The following is a 16,644-nucleotide window of genomic DNA, read 5'->3' as shown; positions in this document are numbered from 1 at the left end:
GAAAGGAGGACATTTCAATGATTCAACCTTTTACACGCCTTGCGGTTGCTGACAACTCTGGCGCAAAGGAACTGATGTGTATCCGCGTTCTGGGTGGTACGGGACGTCGCGTAGGACACATCGGCGATCTGATCGTCTGCTCTGTCAAACAAGCAACACCCGGTGGCGTTGTCAAAAAAGGCGATGTAGTCAAAGCGGTTATCGTGCGCACGAAGCGTACAGTTCGCCGTAAGGACGGTTCCTACATCGCATTCGACGAGAATGCAGCAGTCATCGTGAAGGAAGACAAGAGCCCGCGCGGTACCCGTATCTTCGGACCAGTTGCCCGTGAGCTTCGTGAGAAAGACTTCATGAAGATCGTATCGCTTGCACCGGAAGTTATCTAATTAACGCCCTGGCGGCGTGATTGAAGTCAAGGAGCAGGAGGTGTAACACATGCCAAAGGTTAAAAAAGTTCTGGAATCCCACAACAACAAGCTGCACGTGAAGAAAGACGATACCGTTATCGTCATCACGGGCAAGGATAAAGGCAAAAAAGGCCGCGTCATCGCAGCTTACCCTCGTGAGAACCGTGTCCTGATCGAAGGCGTTAACATGGTGAAGAAGCATACGCGTCCTTCCCAAGCGAACCCGCAGGGCGGCATCCTCGAGCAGGAAGCTCCGATCCACGTTTCCAACGTGATGCACGTAGATCCGAAGAGCGGCAAAGTAACGCGCATCGGCTACAAAGTGCTTGATAACGGCAAAAAAGTCCGCGTAGCTAAACGCTCCGGCGAAGTTATCGACTAATTACTCTTTACGGAAAGGAGGACCCTTTACCATGGCAGCAAGAATGAAAGATCGTTTTCTGAATGAAATCACTCCTGCTCTGATGCAGAAGTTCAGCTACCAGACGGTGATGCAAGTGCCGAAGATCGAGAAGGTCGTCATCAACATGGGCGTAGGCGAAGCTGTTGCCAACTCCAAAGTGCTTGACGTCGCTGTCGAAGATCTCCGCCTCATCTCCGGTCAAAAACCGGTAATCACGCGTGCGAAGAAGTCCATCGCTGGCTTCAAGCTTCGTGAAAATATGCCGATCGGGGTTAAAGTTACACTGCGCGGTGACCGCATGTACTACTTCCTCGACAAGCTGTTCAACGTTGCCCTGCCTCGCGTACGCGACTTCCGCGGCGTATCGACCAAAGCTTTCGACGGTCGCGGCAACTACACCCTTGGCCTTAAAGAGCAGCTGATCTTCCCGGAGATCGAATACGATAAAGTCGATAAAGTCCGCGGTATGGACGTCGTTATCGTAACGACGGCTCAATCGGACGAAGAATCTCGTGAGCTGCTGACCCAACTGGGAATGCCGTTCGCGAAGTAATCGCGAATCAGGAGGTGTAATACCAAAGTGGCAAAAACTTCGATGAAAGTTAAGCAGCAACGCGCTCCGAAGTTCAAAGTCCGCGCCTACACTCGTTGCGAGCGTTGCGGACGTCCGCACTCGGTTCTGCAAAAGTTTAAAATTTGCCGGATTTGTTTCCGTGAATTAGCATACAAAGGCCAGATCCCTGGCGTCAAAAAAGCCAGCTGGTAATCAGCTTTAGTCGGGAAGGAGGTACACAAGAATGGTTATGTCTGATCCGATCGCAGATATGCTTACCCGTATCCGCAACGCGAATCTTGTTCGTCATGAAACCGTTGAAATGCCCGCTTCGAAAATCAAGAAGCAAATCGCTGATATTCTCAAGCGCGAGGGCTTCATTCGTGACGCTGAATATATCGAGGACAGCAAGCAAGGGATGATCCGTATTTTCCTGAAATACGGCTCCAACAACGAGCGTGTCATTACTGGTCTGAAACGTATCAGTAAGCCCGGCCTGCGCGTTTACACGAAATCCAACGAGGTTCCGCGCGTACTCGGCGGTCTCGGAATCGCGATTATCTCCACATCCAAGGGAGTTATGACCGACAAAGAAGCACGTCAAGGCAAAGCTGGCGGCGAAGTCGTCTGCTACGTCTGGTAATAAATCGCCACAACGATAGGAGGTGCAACAATGTCCCGTATTGGTCGCAAACCGATTACCGTCCCTAGCGGCGTGAATGTTTCCCTGGACGAAACGGTGATCACGGTAAAAGGACCGAAAGGTTCCCTTAGCCGTCCGGTTCACAAAGATATCAAAGTCAACTTGGAAGAAGGCACGATCCTCGTAGAACGTCCTTCCGACAACAAGCTGCACCGCTCCCTGCACGGCACGACCCGCAGCATCATCGCGAACATGGTCAGCGGTGTAACGGATGGATTCTCCAAGAATCTTGAGCTGGTAGGCGTTGGTTACCGCGCTAGCAAATCCGGCGAGAAAGTCGTCCTCAACGTCGGCTACTCCCACCCGGTTGAAATCGTGCCTGCTGACGGCATCGAGTTCGAAGTGATCGGTAACAACAAAATCACGGTCCGCGGCATCGACAAAGAGCTTGTCGGCGCAACGGCTGCGAAAATCCGCTCCGTACGCGAGCCAGAGCCATACAAAGGCAAAGGCATCAAGTACGAAGGCGAGCGCATTATCCGCAAAGAAGGCAAAGCCGGTAAGAAAAAATAAGCATAAGGCTATGCTTATTGGTATAGAGGTTCATCTATTCAAGAAGGGAGGATCCCTCAATGATCACCAAAGGCGACAAAAACAAAGCCCGTCTGAAACGCCACCTGCGCGTGCGCAAGAAAATCAACGGCACTGTAGCGCGTCCTCGGCTTTCCGTTTACCGCTCCTCCAAGCACATCTACGCTCAGCTGATCGACGATGTGGCTGGAGTAACGATCGCGTCCGCATCTACGCTGGACAAAGAGCTTGCTGAGAAAGTGAACAACGGCGGCAACGTCGAATCCGCTAAGCTCGTAGGCGAACTGATCGCTAAGCGTGCGAAGGATAAAGGCCATGAGAGCGTCGTATTCGACCGTGGAGGCTACCTGTACCATGGACGGATTCAAGCACTGGCTGATGCAGCCCGTGAAGCGGGTCTCCAATTCTAACTAAAAGGAGGTAAATCGACTTGCGTATTGATGCAAATGCGTTGGGTGAACTGACCGAAAAGGTTGTCCACATCAACCGCGTAGCAAAAGTAGTTAAAGGCGGACGCCGCTTCAGCTTCAGCGCCCTGGTCGTTGTCGGAGACGGCAAAGGACATGTAGGCGCTGGTATCGGCAAAGCAGCTGAAGTACCTGAAGCCATTCGCAAAGGTATTGAGGATGCCAAGAAAAACCTGATCTCTGTTCCTCTCGTGAACACGACGATCCCGCACTTGGTGCTCGGCCACTTCGGCGCTGGCGAAGTTCTTCTCAAGCCAGCATCCCAAGGTACCGGCGTTATCGCCGGCGGCCCTGTGCGTGCAGTACTGGAACTGGCAGGTGTCGGCGACATCCTGACCAAATCCCTCGGTTCTTCCAACTCCATGAACATGGTTAACGCAACGCTCGAAGGCCTTTCCCGCCTGAAACGCGCTGAAGATGTTGCCAAGCTTCGCGGAAAAACTGTCGAAGAGCTCTTGGGTTAAGGAGGGGAACACGATGGCTAAATTGCAAGTAACCCTCGTCCGCAGTCTGATCGGCCGCAACGAGAAGCAGCGCGCAACGGTCGCTTCGCTCGGTCTTCGCAAAATTCGCCAGACGGTTGTCCTTAACGACAGCCCCGCTATCCGCGGCATGGTGACTACGGTTAACCACCTGGTTAAAGTAGAAGAAGTATAAGAGCGAGCAAATCGCTATCCATAGACTTTCAAAGAGCAACAAGGAGGTGCAACGAACGATGAAATTGCATGATCTTAAACCAGCTGAAGGTTCCCGCAAGAGCCCGTTCCGTAAAGGACGCGGTATCGGTAGCGGCAACGGCAAAACGGCGGGCAAAGGCCATAAAGGTCAAAATGCCCGTTCCGGCGGCGGCGTGCGTCCTGGATTCGAGGGCGGTCAAAACCCGCTGTATCGTCGTCTGCCTAAGCGTGGTTTCAACAATCCATTCCGCAAAGAGTACGCGATTGTCAACATCGAAGAGTTGAATGTATTTGAAGCTGGCTCCGAAGTAACTCCTGAAGTTCTCGTTGAGAAGGGCATCATCAAAAACCCTCTCGCAGGAATCAAGATTCTCGGCAATGGCGAAGTAACGGTTCAACTTACGGTTAAAGCAAGCAAGTTCTCTCAATCTGCGGTAGAGAAGATCCAGGCTGCCGGCGGTCAAACCGAGGTGATCTAATTGTTCAAGACGGTTTCAAACATTTGGAAAGTGGAAGACCTTCGCAAGAGGATCCTCTTTACCCTTTTCATTTTGCTTGTATACCGCATCGGTTCCTTCATTCCGGTGCCCAACATCGACAAGAGCGTCTTCACAAGCAATAACCAAGGTTCGGATCTGTTCGGTTTGCTGAACACGTTCACGGGCGGCGCGCTCTTCAAATTCTCGATCTTCGCGATCGGAATCATGCCGTACATCACGGCATCGATCATCGTGCAGCTGCTTTCCATGGATGTCATTCCGCGCTTCGCAGAATGGGCCAAGGAAGGCGAGAACGGCAAACGGAAACTGGCGCAGATTACGCGCTATGGTACCATTGTGTTGGGTCTTGTTCAGGGCTTTGCCACGGCAGTAGGCTTCAATCGTCTCACTAACATGGAACTGGTTCAAAATCCGGGCTTCGCTACCTATGCGATGATCGCCGTCATCCTGACGGCCGGTACAGCCTTCCTCATGTGGTTGGGCGAGCAGATTACGGAGCGCGGCATCGGCAACGGCATCTCGGTAATTATCTTCGCGGGTATTATCGCAGCCATGCCGGGCCACATCGGGAAGATCTACACGACTTACTTCGTAGATCAGCCTGGTGAAGTATTCATGGGCGTGCTGAAGGTTCTGGCCATTCTGATTGTGGTTCTGGCCGTGCTCGTCGGCGTCATCTTCGTCCAACAGGGCATCCGCAAGATTCCTGTCCAATACGCCAAGCGTGTTGTAGGACGCAAGATGTACGGCGGACAATCGACGCATATTCCGCTGAAGGTCAATGGCGCAGGGGTTATCCCGGTCATCTTCGCGGTATCGCTGCTGATGTTCCCGTCGACGATCGCTCAGTTCTGGTCCGGCCACAGCTGGGCTCAATGGATCATCAACCACCTGAGCTACGACAAGGCGCTCGGCATGGTGATCTATGTTATACTGATTATCGGCTTCACCTTCTTCTACACCTTCGTGCAGATCAACCCTGTACAGATGGCGGATCAAATGAAGAAGAACGGCGGCTATATCCCAGGCGTTCGCCCGGGCAAACCGACCTCGACCTACATTACGCGCGTCATGTCCCGCATAACCCTCTTCGGAGCTCTGTTCCTGGCGGTTATCTCGCTGATGCCGATACTGTTCGGATCCTTGGCCGGCTTGGATCGTTCGATTCAGCTTGGCGGTACTTCGCTGCTGATCGTCATCGGCGTCGCTCTCGACACGATGAAGCAGATCGAAACCCAATTGATCAAGCGTCACTACAAAGGGTTTATCAATAAATAACACTGGGCTTCGAACGGGCGGCTTGCTGGCTCCAGCTGGAGGTAGTGGTCAGCCCGCGCGTGCCTATTGTGCTTAAAGCGAGGAAGACAGGATGAACATTCTTTTCATGGGTCCTCCGGGGGCCGGCAAAGGCACCCAGGCCGAGAGAATCGTAGAAAAGTTCAACGTTCCTCACATCTCCACCGGCGATGCGTTCCGGCTGGCGATGAAGCAGGGCACTCCGCTTGGCCAAAAGGCGAAGGAATTCGTGGATCAAGGTCTTCTTGTCCCGGATGAAATCACCAACGGGATCGTGCGGGAACGCCTGCTGCTGGCTGATTGCGAGAGAGGCTTCCTGCTGGACGGCTTCCCGCGCACTCTTCAGCAAGCTGCAGCGCTTGACGCCATGCTGGCGGAAATGGGACGCGGCATCGATCATGTAGTCAACCTGCATGTCGATCGCGGTCTGTTGCTGGCCAGGCTGACGGGACGCCGCATCTGCAAAACCTGCGGCACCACTTATCACGTGATGTTCAACCCTCCCAAGGTTGAAGGCATCTGCGACAAGGACGGCGGAGAGCTTTACCAGCGTTCGGACGACACCGAGGAGAAGGTCGGTACACGCCTCGACGAGTACATCTCGAAGACGGCTCCTCTTCTGGAATACTACGGCGGCAAAGGCTTGCTGCGCGAAGTGGACGGAGAGAAGGAAATTGACCAAGTAACGGCCGAGATCGTTGCCGCTCTGCGGGGTTCGAACGAATGATAATCTGCAAGTCTGAAGCCGAACTGCGATTCATGAGAGAGGCGGGACGCATAGTAGCCGAGACACACCGTCTTATGGCTGCTTCTGTGCGGGCGGGCATTACGACCCGCGAGCTGGATGATATCGCCGATCGCTACATTCGCAGTCAAGGCGCTATTCCGTCGTTTAAGGGCTACAATCAATTTCCTGGCAGCATTTGCGCTTCTGTCAACGAAGAACTGGTGCACGGCATCCCTGGATCCCGCAAGCTGAACGAAGGCGATATCATCACGCTTGATATCGGCGCTCAGTACGAGGGCTACCATGGGGATTCGGCTTGGACCTATCCGGTAGGGACGGTTACGGATGAAGTCTCCCGACTGCTGGAGGTCACCGAACGTTCGCTGTTCGCCGGGCTTGAACAGGTCAAACCGGATGTTCGGCTGTATACGGTCTCGCACGCCATCCAGAAAGCGGTGGAAGACGAGGGCTTCTCCATCGTTCGCGAATATGTAGGTCACGGAATCGGCCAGGATCTTCACGAAGAGCCGCAGATTCCGAACTACGGCATTCCGGACCGGGGCCCGAGGCTGAAACCAGGCATGGTGCTGGCCATCGAGCCGATGGTGAACATCGGGGAGCGTTATGTCCGGACACTGACGGACAATTGGACGGTTGTAACGGTTGACGGCTCCTGGTGCGCTCATTTCGAGCACACGGTTGCGGTCACGGAGAACGGCTGCGAGATTTTGACGAAGCTGCCGGATTCGGAGTAAGAGGAACTTGGATCCGCTGGCTCAGATCGGCCGTCTTGTCAAAGTGCTTCGAGGCAAGGACGAGGGCAGCTGCGCCATCATCATCGGATTGATCGACGACCGGTTCGTCTTGATCGCCGATGGAGATGCACGGCGCTTCGACTCGCCGAAGAAGAAAAACATCCAGCATCTTCAGTTACTGCCGGCTCTCAGCAGCGAAGTTTCGGACAGCATGTCCGAGACGGGCCGGGTGACCAATGCCAAGCTTAGATTCGTCATACAGAAGTACGCTGATCGAAAGGAGAATGAGGATGGCCAAGGAAGACGTCATTGAAGTCGAAGGAACGGTTATTGAACCGCTGCCTAACGCCATGTTCCGGGTTGAACTGGAGAACGGTCACCAGATTCTCGCTCATGTATCCGGCAAGCTCAGAATGCACTTTATCCGTATTCTGACCGGAGACAAAGTGGTTATCCAGTTGTCGCCTTACGATTTATCCAGAGGACGCATTACCTATCGGAAGTAGAACCGCGGGTTCGACGGAAGAAGGAATCGGGAGGTAATTACCAATGAAGGTCAGACCTTCGGTTAAGCCTATTTGCGAGAAATGCAAAGTCATTCGCCGCAAAGGCAACGTTATGGTCATTTGCGAAAATCCGAAACACAAACAAAGACAAGGTTAAGAAAGGAGGACACTGCCCATGGCACGTATAGCTGGTGTGGATTTGCCGCGCGACAAGCGCGTTGAGATTGCTCTCCAGTACATCTTCGGCATCGGTCAAACGACCGCTAAGAGGATCCTGGCTGAAACTGGCGTCAGCGCAAGCACGCGCGTTCGCGACCTCACGGAAGACGAAGTAAGCAAGCTGCGCGAAGTAATCGACAAGTCTGTTAAAGTAGAAGGCGATCTCCGCCGCGAGATTTCCCTCAACATCAAACGTCTTGTTGAAATCGGATGCTACCGTGGTATCCGCCACCGCCGCGGTCTGCCGGTTCGCGGACAACGCACGAAGACCAACGCCCGTACGCGTAAAGGTCCTCGTCGGACTGTAGCGAACAAGAAGAAATAAGGGGGGATAAACAACAATGGCTAAACCTAAAAAAGTGGTTCGCACCAAACGCCGTGACCGGAAGAATATCGAATCCGGCGTAGCGCACATCCGCTCGACGTTCAACAACACGATCGTCACGATTACGGATCCGCACGGCAACGCCATCTCCTGGGCAAGCTCCGGCAACCTCGGATTCAAAGGCTCGCGTAAAAGCACGCCTTACGCCGCTCAAATGGCTGCGGAATCCGCTGCTAAAGCCGCTATGGAACATGGCATGAAAGCCGTTGAAGTCATGGTTAAAGGACCTGGCGCCGGCCGTGAAGCCGCGATCCGTTCCCTTCAAGCCGCTGGCCTCGAAGTGAACCTGATCAAGGACGTAACTCCGGTTCCTCACAACGGCTGCCGTCCGCCGAAACGCCGTCGCGTATAGTTCGTCGGTCTGTGGTATCAAATTGCTGCAACTTGTGAATAATGGTTGTGAAGGTTTGGCATACTACATGATTTGACGCCATTGAACGTTATTGATACGGAGCGACGTTTTGAAGGAGGGTACTATAGTGATTGAGATCGAAAAGCCGAAAATCGAAACCGTTGAGCTGAGTGACGACGGAGCTTATGGCCGATTTGTCGTCGAGCCCCTGGAACGGGGTTACGGCACGACACTCGGAAACTCGCTTCGCCGCATCCTGCTCTCGTCGCTTCCCGGCGCGGCAGTGACGTCCGTGCAGATTGACGGAGTTCTTCACGAGTTTTCCACGGTTCCGGGGGTCATGGAGGACGTTACCGAAATGATCCTGAACCTGAAAGGCCTGTCGCTCAAAATCCACTCCGACGAAGAGAAGGTGCTGGAAATTGATGCAGAAGGCGAAGGGAACGTAACGGCGGGCGACATCCGCGCAGACAGCGATGTCGAGATTCTCAGCCCTGATCTTCATATCGCAACCTTGGCTTCCGGCGCACGGCTCCATATGAGGATTTTCGCCAATCGCGGCCGCGGTTATGTGCAAGCAGACCGCAACAAGCGTGAAGACCAGCCGATTGGCGTCATCCCCGTTGATTCGATTTACACGCCAATTACTCGTGTGAACTATAGCGTTGAGAATACACGTGTCGGTCAGGTGACCAACTACGACAAGCTGACGCTTGAAGTATGGACGGATGGAAGCATCCGCCCCGAAGAGGCTGTAAGCCTCGGCGCTAAAATTTTGACCGAGCATTTGGACCTGTTCGTCGGACTGACCGATGAAGCTAAAGACGCGGAAATTATGGTTGAGAAGGAAGAGGACAAGAAGGAAAAGGTTCTCGAGATGACGATCGAGGAACTGGACCTGTCCGTCCGTTCTTACAACTGCCTTAAACGTGCTGGCATCAACACCGTTCAAGAACTGACCCTGAAGACGGAAGAAGACATGATGAAGGTCCGCAACCTGGGCCGCAAGTCTTTGGAAGAAGTTCAGGAGAAGCTCGAAGAGCTTGGTCTTGGCCTCCGCACGGAAGAATAAGCATCAAGGAGGGGAAATCGATGGCATACTCTAAACTGGGACGCGACGCAAGCGCGCGGAAAGCACTGTTCCGTGACCTTGTTACCGACCTGTTCCTGTACGAGCGCATTCAGACGACCGAAGCGAAAGCGAAAGAAGTGCGTTCGATTGCAGAAAAACTGATCACGAAAGCGAAGCGCGGAGATCTCCACGCCCGCCGTCAAGTGGCTGCATACGTGCGCCGCGAAACGATCGACGGAGAGCAGGACGCAATCCAAAAGCTGTTCTCGGAACTTGCGAGCCGCTACTCCGAGCGCGCTGGCGGATACACTCGTATCCTCAAGCTGGGACCTCGCCGCGGCGATTCGGCTCCTATGGTCTTCCTCGAACTGGTTGACCGCGCGTAAATAGCACCCGCTGCCGCTGCCGGCGGCAAGCAAAAGGTGGACCTAAGCGGCCACCTTTTTTCTTTTGCCCTCCGGCAGGCCGTGCAGCTTGCCTTTGACCCCTTGGGGGGCGTGTGGAATTTCAGACGGGCTGCAAAGGTTCCTCGATCGATGAAAAATGCTTGCACATAGCAGCGGAGCAATCGAATGATTCGTGGAGAAACGACAGCTGCCGACCTAAGGGGGACCCGCATGCTTTTGCGGGATTAGGCAGCTAAGCGGTCGCCTTTGAAGACGGATTTCAACCCTGTTGAATCTGATCAGGAAATACGGCTTCAACAGCGATCGGAACGATCATTTGAATGCGCAGCGGTGTAAAAGCAGGCAGTCTGAATACGAGGAATCTTTGCCATGCCAAGGATAGAATTTCAAAGGCGGCCAAGGAGAGAAAAGCTTTGAGAAACATACGGATGAAGGTAGCCTACGACGGCACCGCCTACAGCGGATTTCAATCCCAGCCGGGAGGAAATACGGTCCAGGACGTCATTGAGCAGGCGATCGAGGTGCTTACGGATGCTAAAACCCACATCACCGCCTCAGGAAGAACGGATGCCAGAGTGCATGCCTTGGGGCAGGTGTTCAACTTTTACACCGAGGCGCAGATAGCGGTTGAACGGTGGTCCCTGGCTCTCAACAGCCGGCTGCCCTCCGATATAAGAATCGTGGAGAATGCGGTGGAAGTACCGCTTGAATTTCACTCCAGATATGCAGCCAAGCGCAAGACATACCGTTATTCGATCTATACCGGCAAATTCAATGACGTCTTCCGCCGTAATTATCATTTTCATCATCCAGCACCACAATTGAACGTCGGGACCATGCGCAGAGCGCTTGAATATATCGTTGGCGAACATGACTTCACCTCGTTCACAACGGTCCATTCGGACAAGATCTCGCATGTGAGGACGATTTACGAGGCGGAGCTTCGGCAGGAGGGCCCTCACCTGGATCTTTATTTGACGGGGAACGGCTTCCTTTACAATATGGTCAGGATCATAACCGGGACGCTGCTGCTCGTCGGCAAAGGCAAGCTGGATCCGGATTCGATGGGCGGAATCATTCTGGCCAAGAATCGTCAAGCAGCCGGCCCGACGGCCGTTCCTTATGGATTGACGCTGGTTGAAGTGGATTATGGCGAGCAATCCTGACTGCAGATGTTTGGAACAGTTTCCTAGGATAAATATACCGGTCCGATATCGTGATATTATCGTGATTCGATTCCAAAAATCCTTGCACTGGGCGCTCCGTTATTGTAATATATAACTTGTGCTTTCTTATTGGCTCTCCCACAGCCCCGCGTAAGAAAGTCACAACCCGAAAGGCAACACAAGCAATAACCCTACCATGATAATTGACCTTGAAACGTGTGTTTCATGATAAATGATCGTAAACATTGAAGGAGGATCCCCTCATGCGCTCCACTTATATGGCTAAGCCTACCGAAGTTCAACGCAACTGGCACATCGTTGACGCTGAAGGCCAAACGCTTGGCCGTCTGGCCAGCGAAGTTGCAAGCCTGATCCGCGGCAAGCACAAGCCGCAATTCACTCCACATATCGACACCGGCGATTTCGTCGTTGTCATCAACGCGGAGAAAATCGTTCTGACAGGCAACAAATGGAATGACAAGAACTACTACCGTCACTCCATGCACCCAGGCGGTTTGAAAGTGACTCCTGCCAAGGACCAGCTGATCAAGAAGCCTGAGAGCCTCGTTGAGTACGCCGTACACGGCATGCTTCCTAAGAACCGTCTCGGCAACAAAATGAAGCTGAAGCTCAAAGTATACGCTGGATCGGAACATCCGCACCAAGCACAAAATCCGGTAGCTTACGAGCTGCGCGGTTAATTAGAAGGAGGACCCTACAATGGCTCAAGTTCAATACTATGGAACTGGTCGTCGTAAGCACTCCGTAGCACGCGTACGTCTCGTGCCGGGTGAAGGACGAATCATTATCAACAAGCGCGAAATGGACGATTACTTCGGTCTTGAAACGCTGAAGCTGATCGTTAAACAACCGCTTGCCCTGACGGAAACAGTCGGCAAATACGACGTGATCGTCATCGCGCATGGCGGCGGCACTTCCGGTCAAGCCGGTGCCATCCGTCACGGCATTTCCCGCGCTCTGCTCAAAGCAGATCCGGAATTCCGTCCATCCCTGAAGCGCGCTGGATTCCTGACGCGTGACCCGCGGATGAAAGAACGTAAGAAGTACGGCCTCAAAGCAGCTCGTCGTGCTCCTCAGTTCTCGAAACGTTAATAGGTTTTACAAGCACCTTTTCCGCTGTCGCGGAAAAGGTGTTTTTTGTAGGCGGCCGGCGAAAGCTATAGGGGACTTATATCGTTAAGAGCAGATTTTAAGCTAAACGGGTAGAACTCTACTCCGCACAAGGCAAAGGCTTCAACCTATCTCCAAGGCTTACATAAGAAAGGAAGATGACCCATGAATTCGAATTTCCGCAAACCCGTTTACTTCAATCACGACGGAGGCGTCGACGATCTCGTTTCCCTCTTTTTGCTGCTTCAAATGAAAGATGTCGATCTGATCGGCGTATCCGTAATCGACGCGGATTGCTACGTGGAGCCGGCCGTATCGGCGAGCCGCAAGATCATCGACCGTTATGGCGCTCCGGAGCTGAAGGGATTGGAAGTTGCCCGTTCCGATTCCCGAGGAAAAAACCCGTTTCCAAAGGATTGGCGCATGCATGCATTCTATGTCGATGCCCTTCCTTTGCTGAATGAGCGCCCTGAGGTCGTTACGCAAGAGGCTGCGAAGCCGGCGCATCTGGATATCGTGGACAAGCTTCAGGCAAGCAAGGAGTCGGTGACCTTGCTGTTCACGGGACCGCTCACGGATCTTGCCCGGGCTCTCGACGTCGACAGCTCCATTGAAAGCAAAATCGAGAAGCTGTACTGGATGGGCGGAACGTTCCTTCCGGAAGGCAACGTGCACGAGCCCGAGCATGACGGCACGGCGGAATGGAACAGCTATTGGGATCCCGAGGCCGCCAAGCGTGTATGGGACAGCGGCATCGCGATCGATATGGTTGCGTTGGAAAGCACGAACAAAGTGCCGCTCATGGTGGAAACCCGCAAGGAGTGGGCGCAGAACCGCCGTCATGAGGGAATCGACTTCCTGGGGCAATGTTATGCTACCGTTCCTCCGCTCGTTCACTTCGCGACCAACTCCACTTATTATTTGTGGGATGTCCTGACGACCGCGATCATCGGCAAGCCTGAGCTCGTATCCTCGAGAGAGGCGACTTGCGACGTCATCCCATCCGGTCCGTCTCAAGGACGCACGGTGGAAAAGGAAGGCGGAAGAAAGGTTACCGTCGTGGACGACGTGAACCGCGATGCTTTCTTCGAATACTTGACGGAGCTTGCCCGCAATGCGGACAAGGATGGAGTGCACCGCATAAGATAGCCTTATCCAATGGATAAGAAACCCTTATACAGCAAGGAATTTCGGGCTTTTTTGATGAATTAAACAATTGCTCAACGGCAACGTTCCCCTTATAATCATAGTAAAGCATAGTTTTTTACTTGGTATTAATGATTAGGAGGGGAACCACCTTGAACCTTTTGGAAAAAGAAGCCCTGATTACCGAGCAGGCGGTTAAGCTGGAAACGGCATCGCCGGAGGAAATCCTCAAATACGCAGTCGAAACCTTCCCGAATATTACGTTTGCCTGCAGCTTTGGAGCCGAGGACGTCGTTCTCGTCGACATGCTGCAGAAAATAAGCCCGCGTTCGGACATTTTCTATCTGGATACCGACTTTCACTTCGCGGAGACGTATGAGACGCGCGACCGGATGGAAGCCAAATACGGCATCAAGTTCGTTCAGGTGAAGCCGGTGCTCACGCCGGAGGAGCAAGCGGCCCAGCATGGCGAGGAGCTGTGGAAGAGCGATCCCAATGCTTGCTGCAACATCCGCAAGGTCGAACCGCTCACCCGCATCCTGTCCCAATACGAGGCATGGATTACCGGCATCCGCCGCGATCAGGCGCCGACGCGCGCGAACGCCAAGAAGATCGAATACGATACGAAATTCGGGCTTGTCAAATTCAACCCGATCGCGGATTGGACTTCCGAGGACGTCTGGAACTATATCCGGGAGAACGACATCATCTACAACCCTCTGCATGACCGCAACTTCCCGAGCATCGGCTGCGAGCAGTGCACGCGCCAGGTCGCTCCGGGCGAGGACCCTCGCGCGGGACGCTGGTCGGGCAACGACAAAACCGAATGCGGACTGCATAAATGAGCCGCGGGGAGGACAAGGACATGGCAAGCATCAAGCCTCATGGCGGCGAACTGGTAAACCGAATTGCAGAGGGGGCCGAGCGCGAGCGCCTGCTGCAGGAAGCCGGCAGCCTCACGGCTTTGACGGTAGATAATTGGACGATCTCGGATCTGGACCTCATCGGCGTCGGAGCGTTCTCGCCCTTGACGGGATTCCTCGGCGAAGAGGATTACCGCTCGGTCGTGGACCGGATGCGTCTGTCCAGCGGAATCGTATGGAGCATTCCGATTACGCTGGCTGTAGATGAAGCGGCAGCTTCCGAACTGTCCGCGGGACAGCGCGTCGCCCTCAAGGGCGAGGACGGAGTCGTCTATGCGCTGCTGGACGTGGAGAGCGTCTATGCGGTCGATCAGAAGCATGAAGCCGTGCAGGTGTTCAAGACGGATGATCTCGAGCATCCCGGCGTGAAAAAGCTCTTCTCCCGTCCGAATACGTACGTCGGCGGTCCGATTACCGTTCTGAACCGGCCGCAGCCGGAAAAGTTCGGCGAGTTTTATTTCGATCCGGCGCAGACGCGCCAGATTTTCGCCGATAAGGGCTGGAAGACGGTCGTTGGCTTCCAGACGCGCAATCCGGTCCACCGCGCCCATGAGTTCATCCAGAAATGCGCGATGGAAATTGTAGACGGGCTTTTCCTCAATCCGCTTGTCGGAGAGACCAAATCGGATGATGTGCCGGCCAATGTGCGGATGAAGAGCTATTTGGCCCTGCTGGACAATTACTACCCGGAAAGCCGGACGTTTCTCGGGGTGTTCCCGGCGGCTATGCGTTATGCGGGCCCGCGCGAAGCGATTTTCCACGCGCTCGTGCGGAAGAATTACGGCTGCACGCATTTCATCGTCGGGCGCGACCATGCCGGAGTCGGCGATTACTACGGCACCTATGAGGCCCAGGATCTGCTGAAGACGTTCCCGGCGGAAGATCTGGACATCACCCCGCTGTATTTCGAGCACAGCTTCTTCTGCAAGAAATGCGGCAACATGGCTACGAGCAAGACTTGTCCGCATGACAAGTCGGAGCATGTCGCGCTCTCGGGCACGAAGGTTCGCGAGATGCTGCGCGGCGGCATCTGCCCGCCTCCGGAGTTCTCCCGTCCGGAAGTGGCCCAGATTCTCATTGAAGGCATGCAGGAGCAGCCTGCGAACGCCTAAGCCGGACAAACCGGAATGAATGAACGCCCTGTCCCATATAAATGATTAGAGCGCGGATGGCTTGCCACATGAGCCCCGCGGCTGCCGATCATGTATGCGGGATGGGGTGTTTTTTTGACAAAAAAAGTGGCCGAAGACAATAGGCATGGCCTGTACCGCAGCCGCAGACGCGTCGTCGTCTGGATGAATCCGCGGGGCTGGACCCGGCTGGGCATCATCGCAGGCATGCTGGCGCTTCTCGCCTGGATGCTGACGGAGCAGATGCCGGCGGCCCGCACATGGAGCGACTGGTCCATGCCGCTGAGCGGCAGGACGATCGTGCTCGATGCGGGACACGGCGGGCCGGATGGAGGCGCGGTAAGCAAAAGCGGCTTGGTCGAGAAGGATCTCAACCTGGCGATCGTGCTCCAGCTGCGGGATTATCTGCAGCAATCGGGCGCCCTTGTATACGTGACGAGGGAGGGAGATACGGATCTGGCTTCACCGGATACGAAAGCCTACCGCAAACGGAAGAGCGAGGATTTGGCGAAGCGGGCCAAATTCGTGCAGGAGCATCAAGCGGATCTTATGATCAGCATCCACATGAACAGCATCCCTTCGCCCAAATGGTCGGGAGCCCAGACGTTCTACTACCCGAACCATGAAGGCAATGCCGCGCTTGCAGCTCTCATCCAGGATGAGATCCGCGTCAACCTGCAGAATACGGAGCGCGTGGCCGCCAAGGCTCCCAATACAGTGTATCTGCTCCAAGCCGTCGATACGGTGCCGAGCGCTCTTGTCGAGGTCGGCTTCCTTTCGCATCCGGGCGAGGCCGCCAGGCTTGGCGACGCCGGGTATCAGAAGCAGGTGGCGGCGGCGGTCTATCAGGGCATTCTCCGCTACAGCAGCGGCGAACGTCCTTCCGGCAGCTCCTCCAGCCCGTCTTCGCCGCTCCCATCTCCGGCGGCAAGGCCGTAGGAGAGGAGAGAAATCCGATTTCATTATGCTATAATGGAATGGATTTATGCGGAAGGTGGAGAGTGGAACATGCTTACACGTGAACTCGTGATAGAGGCCGTCAATTCGGTGACGGCCGCTTTTGCCGCGGACGGGATTGCCGTCCGCGATATTATGGTGAGGGACGGTCAGGTATCGCTGACCGTCCTCACCCCCGGCGGCGGCGCGCAGCCGCCGCTGGAAGCCGCGCTGCGCGAAGCGCTGGCGCGG

27 protein-coding genes and 1 pseudogene are annotated in these 16,644 nt (G+C 54.5%); all 28 read left to right on the top strand.

The features are described from left to right. The first annotated feature begins 17 nt into the window (after window positions 1-17). A complete protein-coding gene (gene rplN / locus PHU01S_RS17955) occupies window positions 18-386 on the top strand; it encodes a 50S ribosomal protein L14 (protein ID WP_048743599.1) in 369 nt (122 codons plus the stop codon). Window positions 387-435: 49 nt separating this feature from the next. After that, window positions 436-789, top strand: coding sequence for a 50S ribosomal protein L24 (rplX, locus tag PHU01S_RS17950; protein WP_021878320.1), 354 nt, complete (start codon window positions 436-438; stop codon window positions 787-789). Between the two features lie 31 nt (window positions 790-820). Then, window positions 821-1,363 carry a 50S ribosomal protein L5 gene (gene rplE, locus PHU01S_RS17945; protein ID WP_021878319.1) on the top strand — a complete coding sequence of 181 codons (543 nt, stop codon included), beginning with the start codon at window positions 821-823 and terminating at the stop codon, window positions 1,361-1,363. Window positions 1,364-1,390: 27 nt separating this feature from the next. Continuing rightward, window positions 1,391-1,576 carry a type Z 30S ribosomal protein S14 gene (locus PHU01S_RS17940; protein ID WP_010348808.1) on the top strand — a complete coding sequence of 62 codons (186 nt, stop codon included), beginning with the start codon at window positions 1,391-1,393 and terminating at the stop codon, window positions 1,574-1,576. Window positions 1,577-1,607: 31 nt separating this feature from the next. Beyond that, entirely contained in the window at window positions 1,608-2,006 is a 399-nt protein-coding gene (rpsH, locus tag PHU01S_RS17935) for a 30S ribosomal protein S8 (RefSeq protein WP_021878317.1), read from the top strand. 30 nt (window positions 2,007-2,036) lie between these two features. After that, window positions 2,037-2,579 carry a 50S ribosomal protein L6 gene (gene rplF, locus PHU01S_RS17930; protein ID WP_049868848.1) on the top strand — a complete coding sequence of 181 codons (543 nt, stop codon included), beginning with the start codon at window positions 2,037-2,039 and terminating at the stop codon, window positions 2,577-2,579. Window positions 2,580-2,638: 59 nt separating this feature from the next. Beyond that, window positions 2,639-3,007 carry a 50S ribosomal protein L18 gene (gene rplR / locus PHU01S_RS17925; RefSeq protein WP_048743594.1) on the top strand — a complete coding sequence of 123 codons (369 nt, stop codon included), beginning with the start codon at window positions 2,639-2,641 and terminating at the stop codon, window positions 3,005-3,007. 20 nt (window positions 3,008-3,027) lie between these two features. After that, window positions 3,028-3,528: a 30S ribosomal protein S5 gene (gene rpsE, locus PHU01S_RS17920; RefSeq protein ID WP_048743592.1), complete on the top strand. Its 501-nt coding sequence runs from the start codon at window positions 3,028-3,030 to the stop codon at window positions 3,526-3,528. A gap of 13 nt (window positions 3,529-3,541) precedes the next feature. Beyond that, a complete protein-coding gene (gene rpmD, locus PHU01S_RS17915) occupies window positions 3,542-3,721 on the top strand; it encodes a 50S ribosomal protein L30 (protein WP_021878313.1) in 180 nt (59 codons plus the stop codon). Between the two features lie 58 nt (window positions 3,722-3,779). Next, complete coding sequence (rplO, locus tag PHU01S_RS17910; RefSeq protein WP_048743590.1) at window positions 3,780-4,220, top strand: 50S ribosomal protein L15; 441 nt, start codon at window positions 3,780-3,782, stop codon at window positions 4,218-4,220. Next, window positions 4,221-5,519, top strand: coding sequence for a preprotein translocase subunit SecY (gene secY, locus PHU01S_RS17905; protein ID WP_021878311.1), 1,299 nt, complete (start codon window positions 4,221-4,223; stop codon window positions 5,517-5,519). Window positions 5,520-5,610: 91 nt separating this feature from the next. Continuing rightward, on the top strand, window positions 5,611-6,264 hold the full coding sequence (locus tag PHU01S_RS17900) for an adenylate kinase (protein WP_021878310.1): 654 nt from the start codon (window positions 5,611-5,613) through the stop codon (window positions 6,262-6,264). Beyond that, entirely contained in the window at window positions 6,261-7,019 is a 759-nt protein-coding gene (gene map / locus PHU01S_RS17895) for a type I methionyl aminopeptidase (protein ID WP_021878309.1), read from the top strand. The genes PHU01S_RS17900 and map overlap by 4 nt, the downstream gene beginning before the upstream one ends. Before the next feature lie 7 nt (window positions 7,020-7,026). Next, complete coding sequence (locus PHU01S_RS17890; protein WP_048743588.1) at window positions 7,027-7,332, top strand: KOW domain-containing RNA-binding protein; 306 nt, start codon at window positions 7,027-7,029, stop codon at window positions 7,330-7,332. Beyond that, entirely contained in the window at window positions 7,310-7,525 is a 216-nt protein-coding gene (gene infA, locus PHU01S_RS17885) for a translation initiation factor IF-1 (protein WP_048743586.1), read from the top strand. Before PHU01S_RS17890 ends, infA begins: the two co-directional genes overlap by 23 nt. A gap of 43 nt (window positions 7,526-7,568) precedes the next feature. Next, complete coding sequence (rpmJ, locus tag PHU01S_RS17880; RefSeq protein ID WP_021296640.1) at window positions 7,569-7,682, top strand: 50S ribosomal protein L36; 114 nt, start codon at window positions 7,569-7,571, stop codon at window positions 7,680-7,682. An 18-nt stretch (window positions 7,683-7,700) separates the two neighbouring features. Then, on the top strand, window positions 7,701-8,069 hold the full coding sequence (gene rpsM / locus PHU01S_RS17875) for a 30S ribosomal protein S13 (protein ID WP_048743584.1): 369 nt from the start codon (window positions 7,701-7,703) through the stop codon (window positions 8,067-8,069). A gap of 16 nt (window positions 8,070-8,085) precedes the next feature. Further along, the gene (gene rpsK, locus PHU01S_RS17870) at window positions 8,086-8,481 is read left to right on the top strand and encodes a 30S ribosomal protein S11 (protein WP_021878306.1); all 396 of its coding nucleotides are present in this window, start codon (window positions 8,086-8,088) and stop codon (window positions 8,479-8,481) included. 127 nt (window positions 8,482-8,608) lie between these two features. Continuing rightward, entirely contained in the window at window positions 8,609-9,553 is a 945-nt protein-coding gene (locus PHU01S_RS17865; RefSeq protein WP_049868849.1) for a DNA-directed RNA polymerase subunit alpha, read from the top strand. A gap of 20 nt (window positions 9,554-9,573) precedes the next feature. Continuing rightward, window positions 9,574-9,939 (top strand): 50S ribosomal protein L17, encoded by a 366-nt coding sequence (gene rplQ / locus PHU01S_RS17860; protein WP_048743581.1) that lies wholly within the window; start codon window positions 9,574-9,576, stop codon window positions 9,937-9,939. Window positions 9,940-10,373: 434 nt separating this feature from the next. Beyond that, window positions 10,374-11,126, top strand: a complete 753-nt coding sequence (gene truA / locus PHU01S_RS17855) for a tRNA pseudouridine(38-40) synthase TruA (RefSeq protein ID WP_127508980.1) — start codon at window positions 10,374-10,376, stop codon at window positions 11,124-11,126. A gap of 263 nt (window positions 11,127-11,389) precedes the next feature. After that, on the top strand, window positions 11,390-11,827 hold the full coding sequence (rplM, locus tag PHU01S_RS17850) for a 50S ribosomal protein L13 (protein WP_048743578.1): 438 nt from the start codon (window positions 11,390-11,392) through the stop codon (window positions 11,825-11,827). A gap of 19 nt (window positions 11,828-11,846) precedes the next feature. Then, window positions 11,847-12,239 carry a 30S ribosomal protein S9 gene (gene rpsI, locus PHU01S_RS17845; RefSeq protein WP_021878300.1) on the top strand — a complete coding sequence of 131 codons (393 nt, stop codon included), beginning with the start codon at window positions 11,847-11,849 and terminating at the stop codon, window positions 12,237-12,239. A gap of 183 nt (window positions 12,240-12,422) precedes the next feature. Beyond that, a complete protein-coding gene (locus PHU01S_RS17840; protein ID WP_127508977.1) occupies window positions 12,423-13,406 on the top strand; it encodes a nucleoside hydrolase in 984 nt (327 codons plus the stop codon). Between the two features lie 149 nt (window positions 13,407-13,555). Continuing rightward, complete coding sequence (locus PHU01S_RS17835; protein ID WP_049868852.1) at window positions 13,556-14,248, top strand: phosphoadenylyl-sulfate reductase; 693 nt, start codon at window positions 13,556-13,558, stop codon at window positions 14,246-14,248. A 20-nt stretch (window positions 14,249-14,268) separates the two neighbouring features. Then, a complete protein-coding gene (gene sat, locus PHU01S_RS17830; RefSeq protein ID WP_049868853.1) occupies window positions 14,269-15,438 on the top strand; it encodes a sulfate adenylyltransferase in 1,170 nt (389 codons plus the stop codon). Window positions 15,439-15,588: 150 nt separating this feature from the next. After that, window positions 15,589-16,395 (top strand): N-acetylmuramoyl-L-alanine amidase CwlD, encoded by an 807-nt coding sequence (gene cwlD, locus PHU01S_RS17825; protein WP_048743685.1) that lies wholly within the window; start codon window positions 15,589-15,591, stop codon window positions 16,393-16,395. Between the two features lie 69 nt (window positions 16,396-16,464). Beyond that, window positions 16,465-16,644 (top strand): annotated as a pseudogene (locus PHU01S_RS17820) (MRP family ATP-binding protein); the annotation flags it as partial.

It is taken from the genome of Paenibacillus humicus NBRC 102415 (genome assembly GCF_004000905.1).
GTDB classification, from domain to species: Bacteria; Bacillota; Bacilli; order Paenibacillales; family Paenibacillaceae; genus Paenibacillus_O; species Paenibacillus_O humicus.
This window is presented reverse-complemented; position numbering and strand designations above follow the sequence as displayed.

Coding starts and splice junctions, on each gene's coding strand:
- rplN (WP_048743599.1), top strand. CDS start 18: ATGATTCAACCTTTTACACGCCTTGCGGTTGCTGACAACTCTGGCGCA.
- rplX (WP_021878320.1), top strand. CDS start 436: ATGCCAAAGGTTAAAAAAGTTCTGGAATCCCACAACAACAAGCTGCAC.
- rplE (WP_021878319.1), top strand. CDS start 821: ATGGCAGCAAGAATGAAAGATCGTTTTCTGAATGAAATCACTCCTGCT.
- rpsH (WP_021878317.1), top strand. CDS start 1,608: ATGGTTATGTCTGATCCGATCGCAGATATGCTTACCCGTATCCGCAAC.
- rplF (WP_049868848.1), top strand. CDS start 2,037: ATGTCCCGTATTGGTCGCAAACCGATTACCGTCCCTAGCGGCGTGAAT.
- rplR (WP_048743594.1), top strand. CDS start 2,639: ATGATCACCAAAGGCGACAAAAACAAAGCCCGTCTGAAACGCCACCTG.
- rpmD (WP_021878313.1), top strand. CDS start 3,542: ATGGCTAAATTGCAAGTAACCCTCGTCCGCAGTCTGATCGGCCGCAAC.
- rplO (WP_048743590.1), top strand. CDS start 3,780: ATGAAATTGCATGATCTTAAACCAGCTGAAGGTTCCCGCAAGAGCCCG.
- PHU01S_RS17900 (WP_021878310.1), top strand. CDS start 5,611: ATGAACATTCTTTTCATGGGTCCTCCGGGGGCCGGCAAAGGCACCCAG.
- map (WP_021878309.1), top strand. CDS start 6,261: ATGATAATCTGCAAGTCTGAAGCCGAACTGCGATTCATGAGAGAGGCG.
- infA (WP_048743586.1), top strand. CDS start 7,310: ATGGCCAAGGAAGACGTCATTGAAGTCGAAGGAACGGTTATTGAACCG.
- rpmJ (WP_021296640.1), top strand. CDS start 7,569: ATGAAGGTCAGACCTTCGGTTAAGCCTATTTGCGAGAAATGCAAAGTC.
- rpsM (WP_048743584.1), top strand. CDS start 7,701: ATGGCACGTATAGCTGGTGTGGATTTGCCGCGCGACAAGCGCGTTGAG.
- rpsK (WP_021878306.1), top strand. CDS start 8,086: ATGGCTAAACCTAAAAAAGTGGTTCGCACCAAACGCCGTGACCGGAAG.
- rplQ (WP_048743581.1), top strand. CDS start 9,574: ATGGCATACTCTAAACTGGGACGCGACGCAAGCGCGCGGAAAGCACTG.
- rplM (WP_048743578.1), top strand. CDS start 11,390: ATGCGCTCCACTTATATGGCTAAGCCTACCGAAGTTCAACGCAACTGG.
- rpsI (WP_021878300.1), top strand. CDS start 11,847: ATGGCTCAAGTTCAATACTATGGAACTGGTCGTCGTAAGCACTCCGTA.
- PHU01S_RS17840 (WP_127508977.1), top strand. CDS start 12,423: ATGAATTCGAATTTCCGCAAACCCGTTTACTTCAATCACGACGGAGGC.
- sat (WP_049868853.1), top strand. CDS start 14,269: ATGGCAAGCATCAAGCCTCATGGCGGCGAACTGGTAAACCGAATTGCA.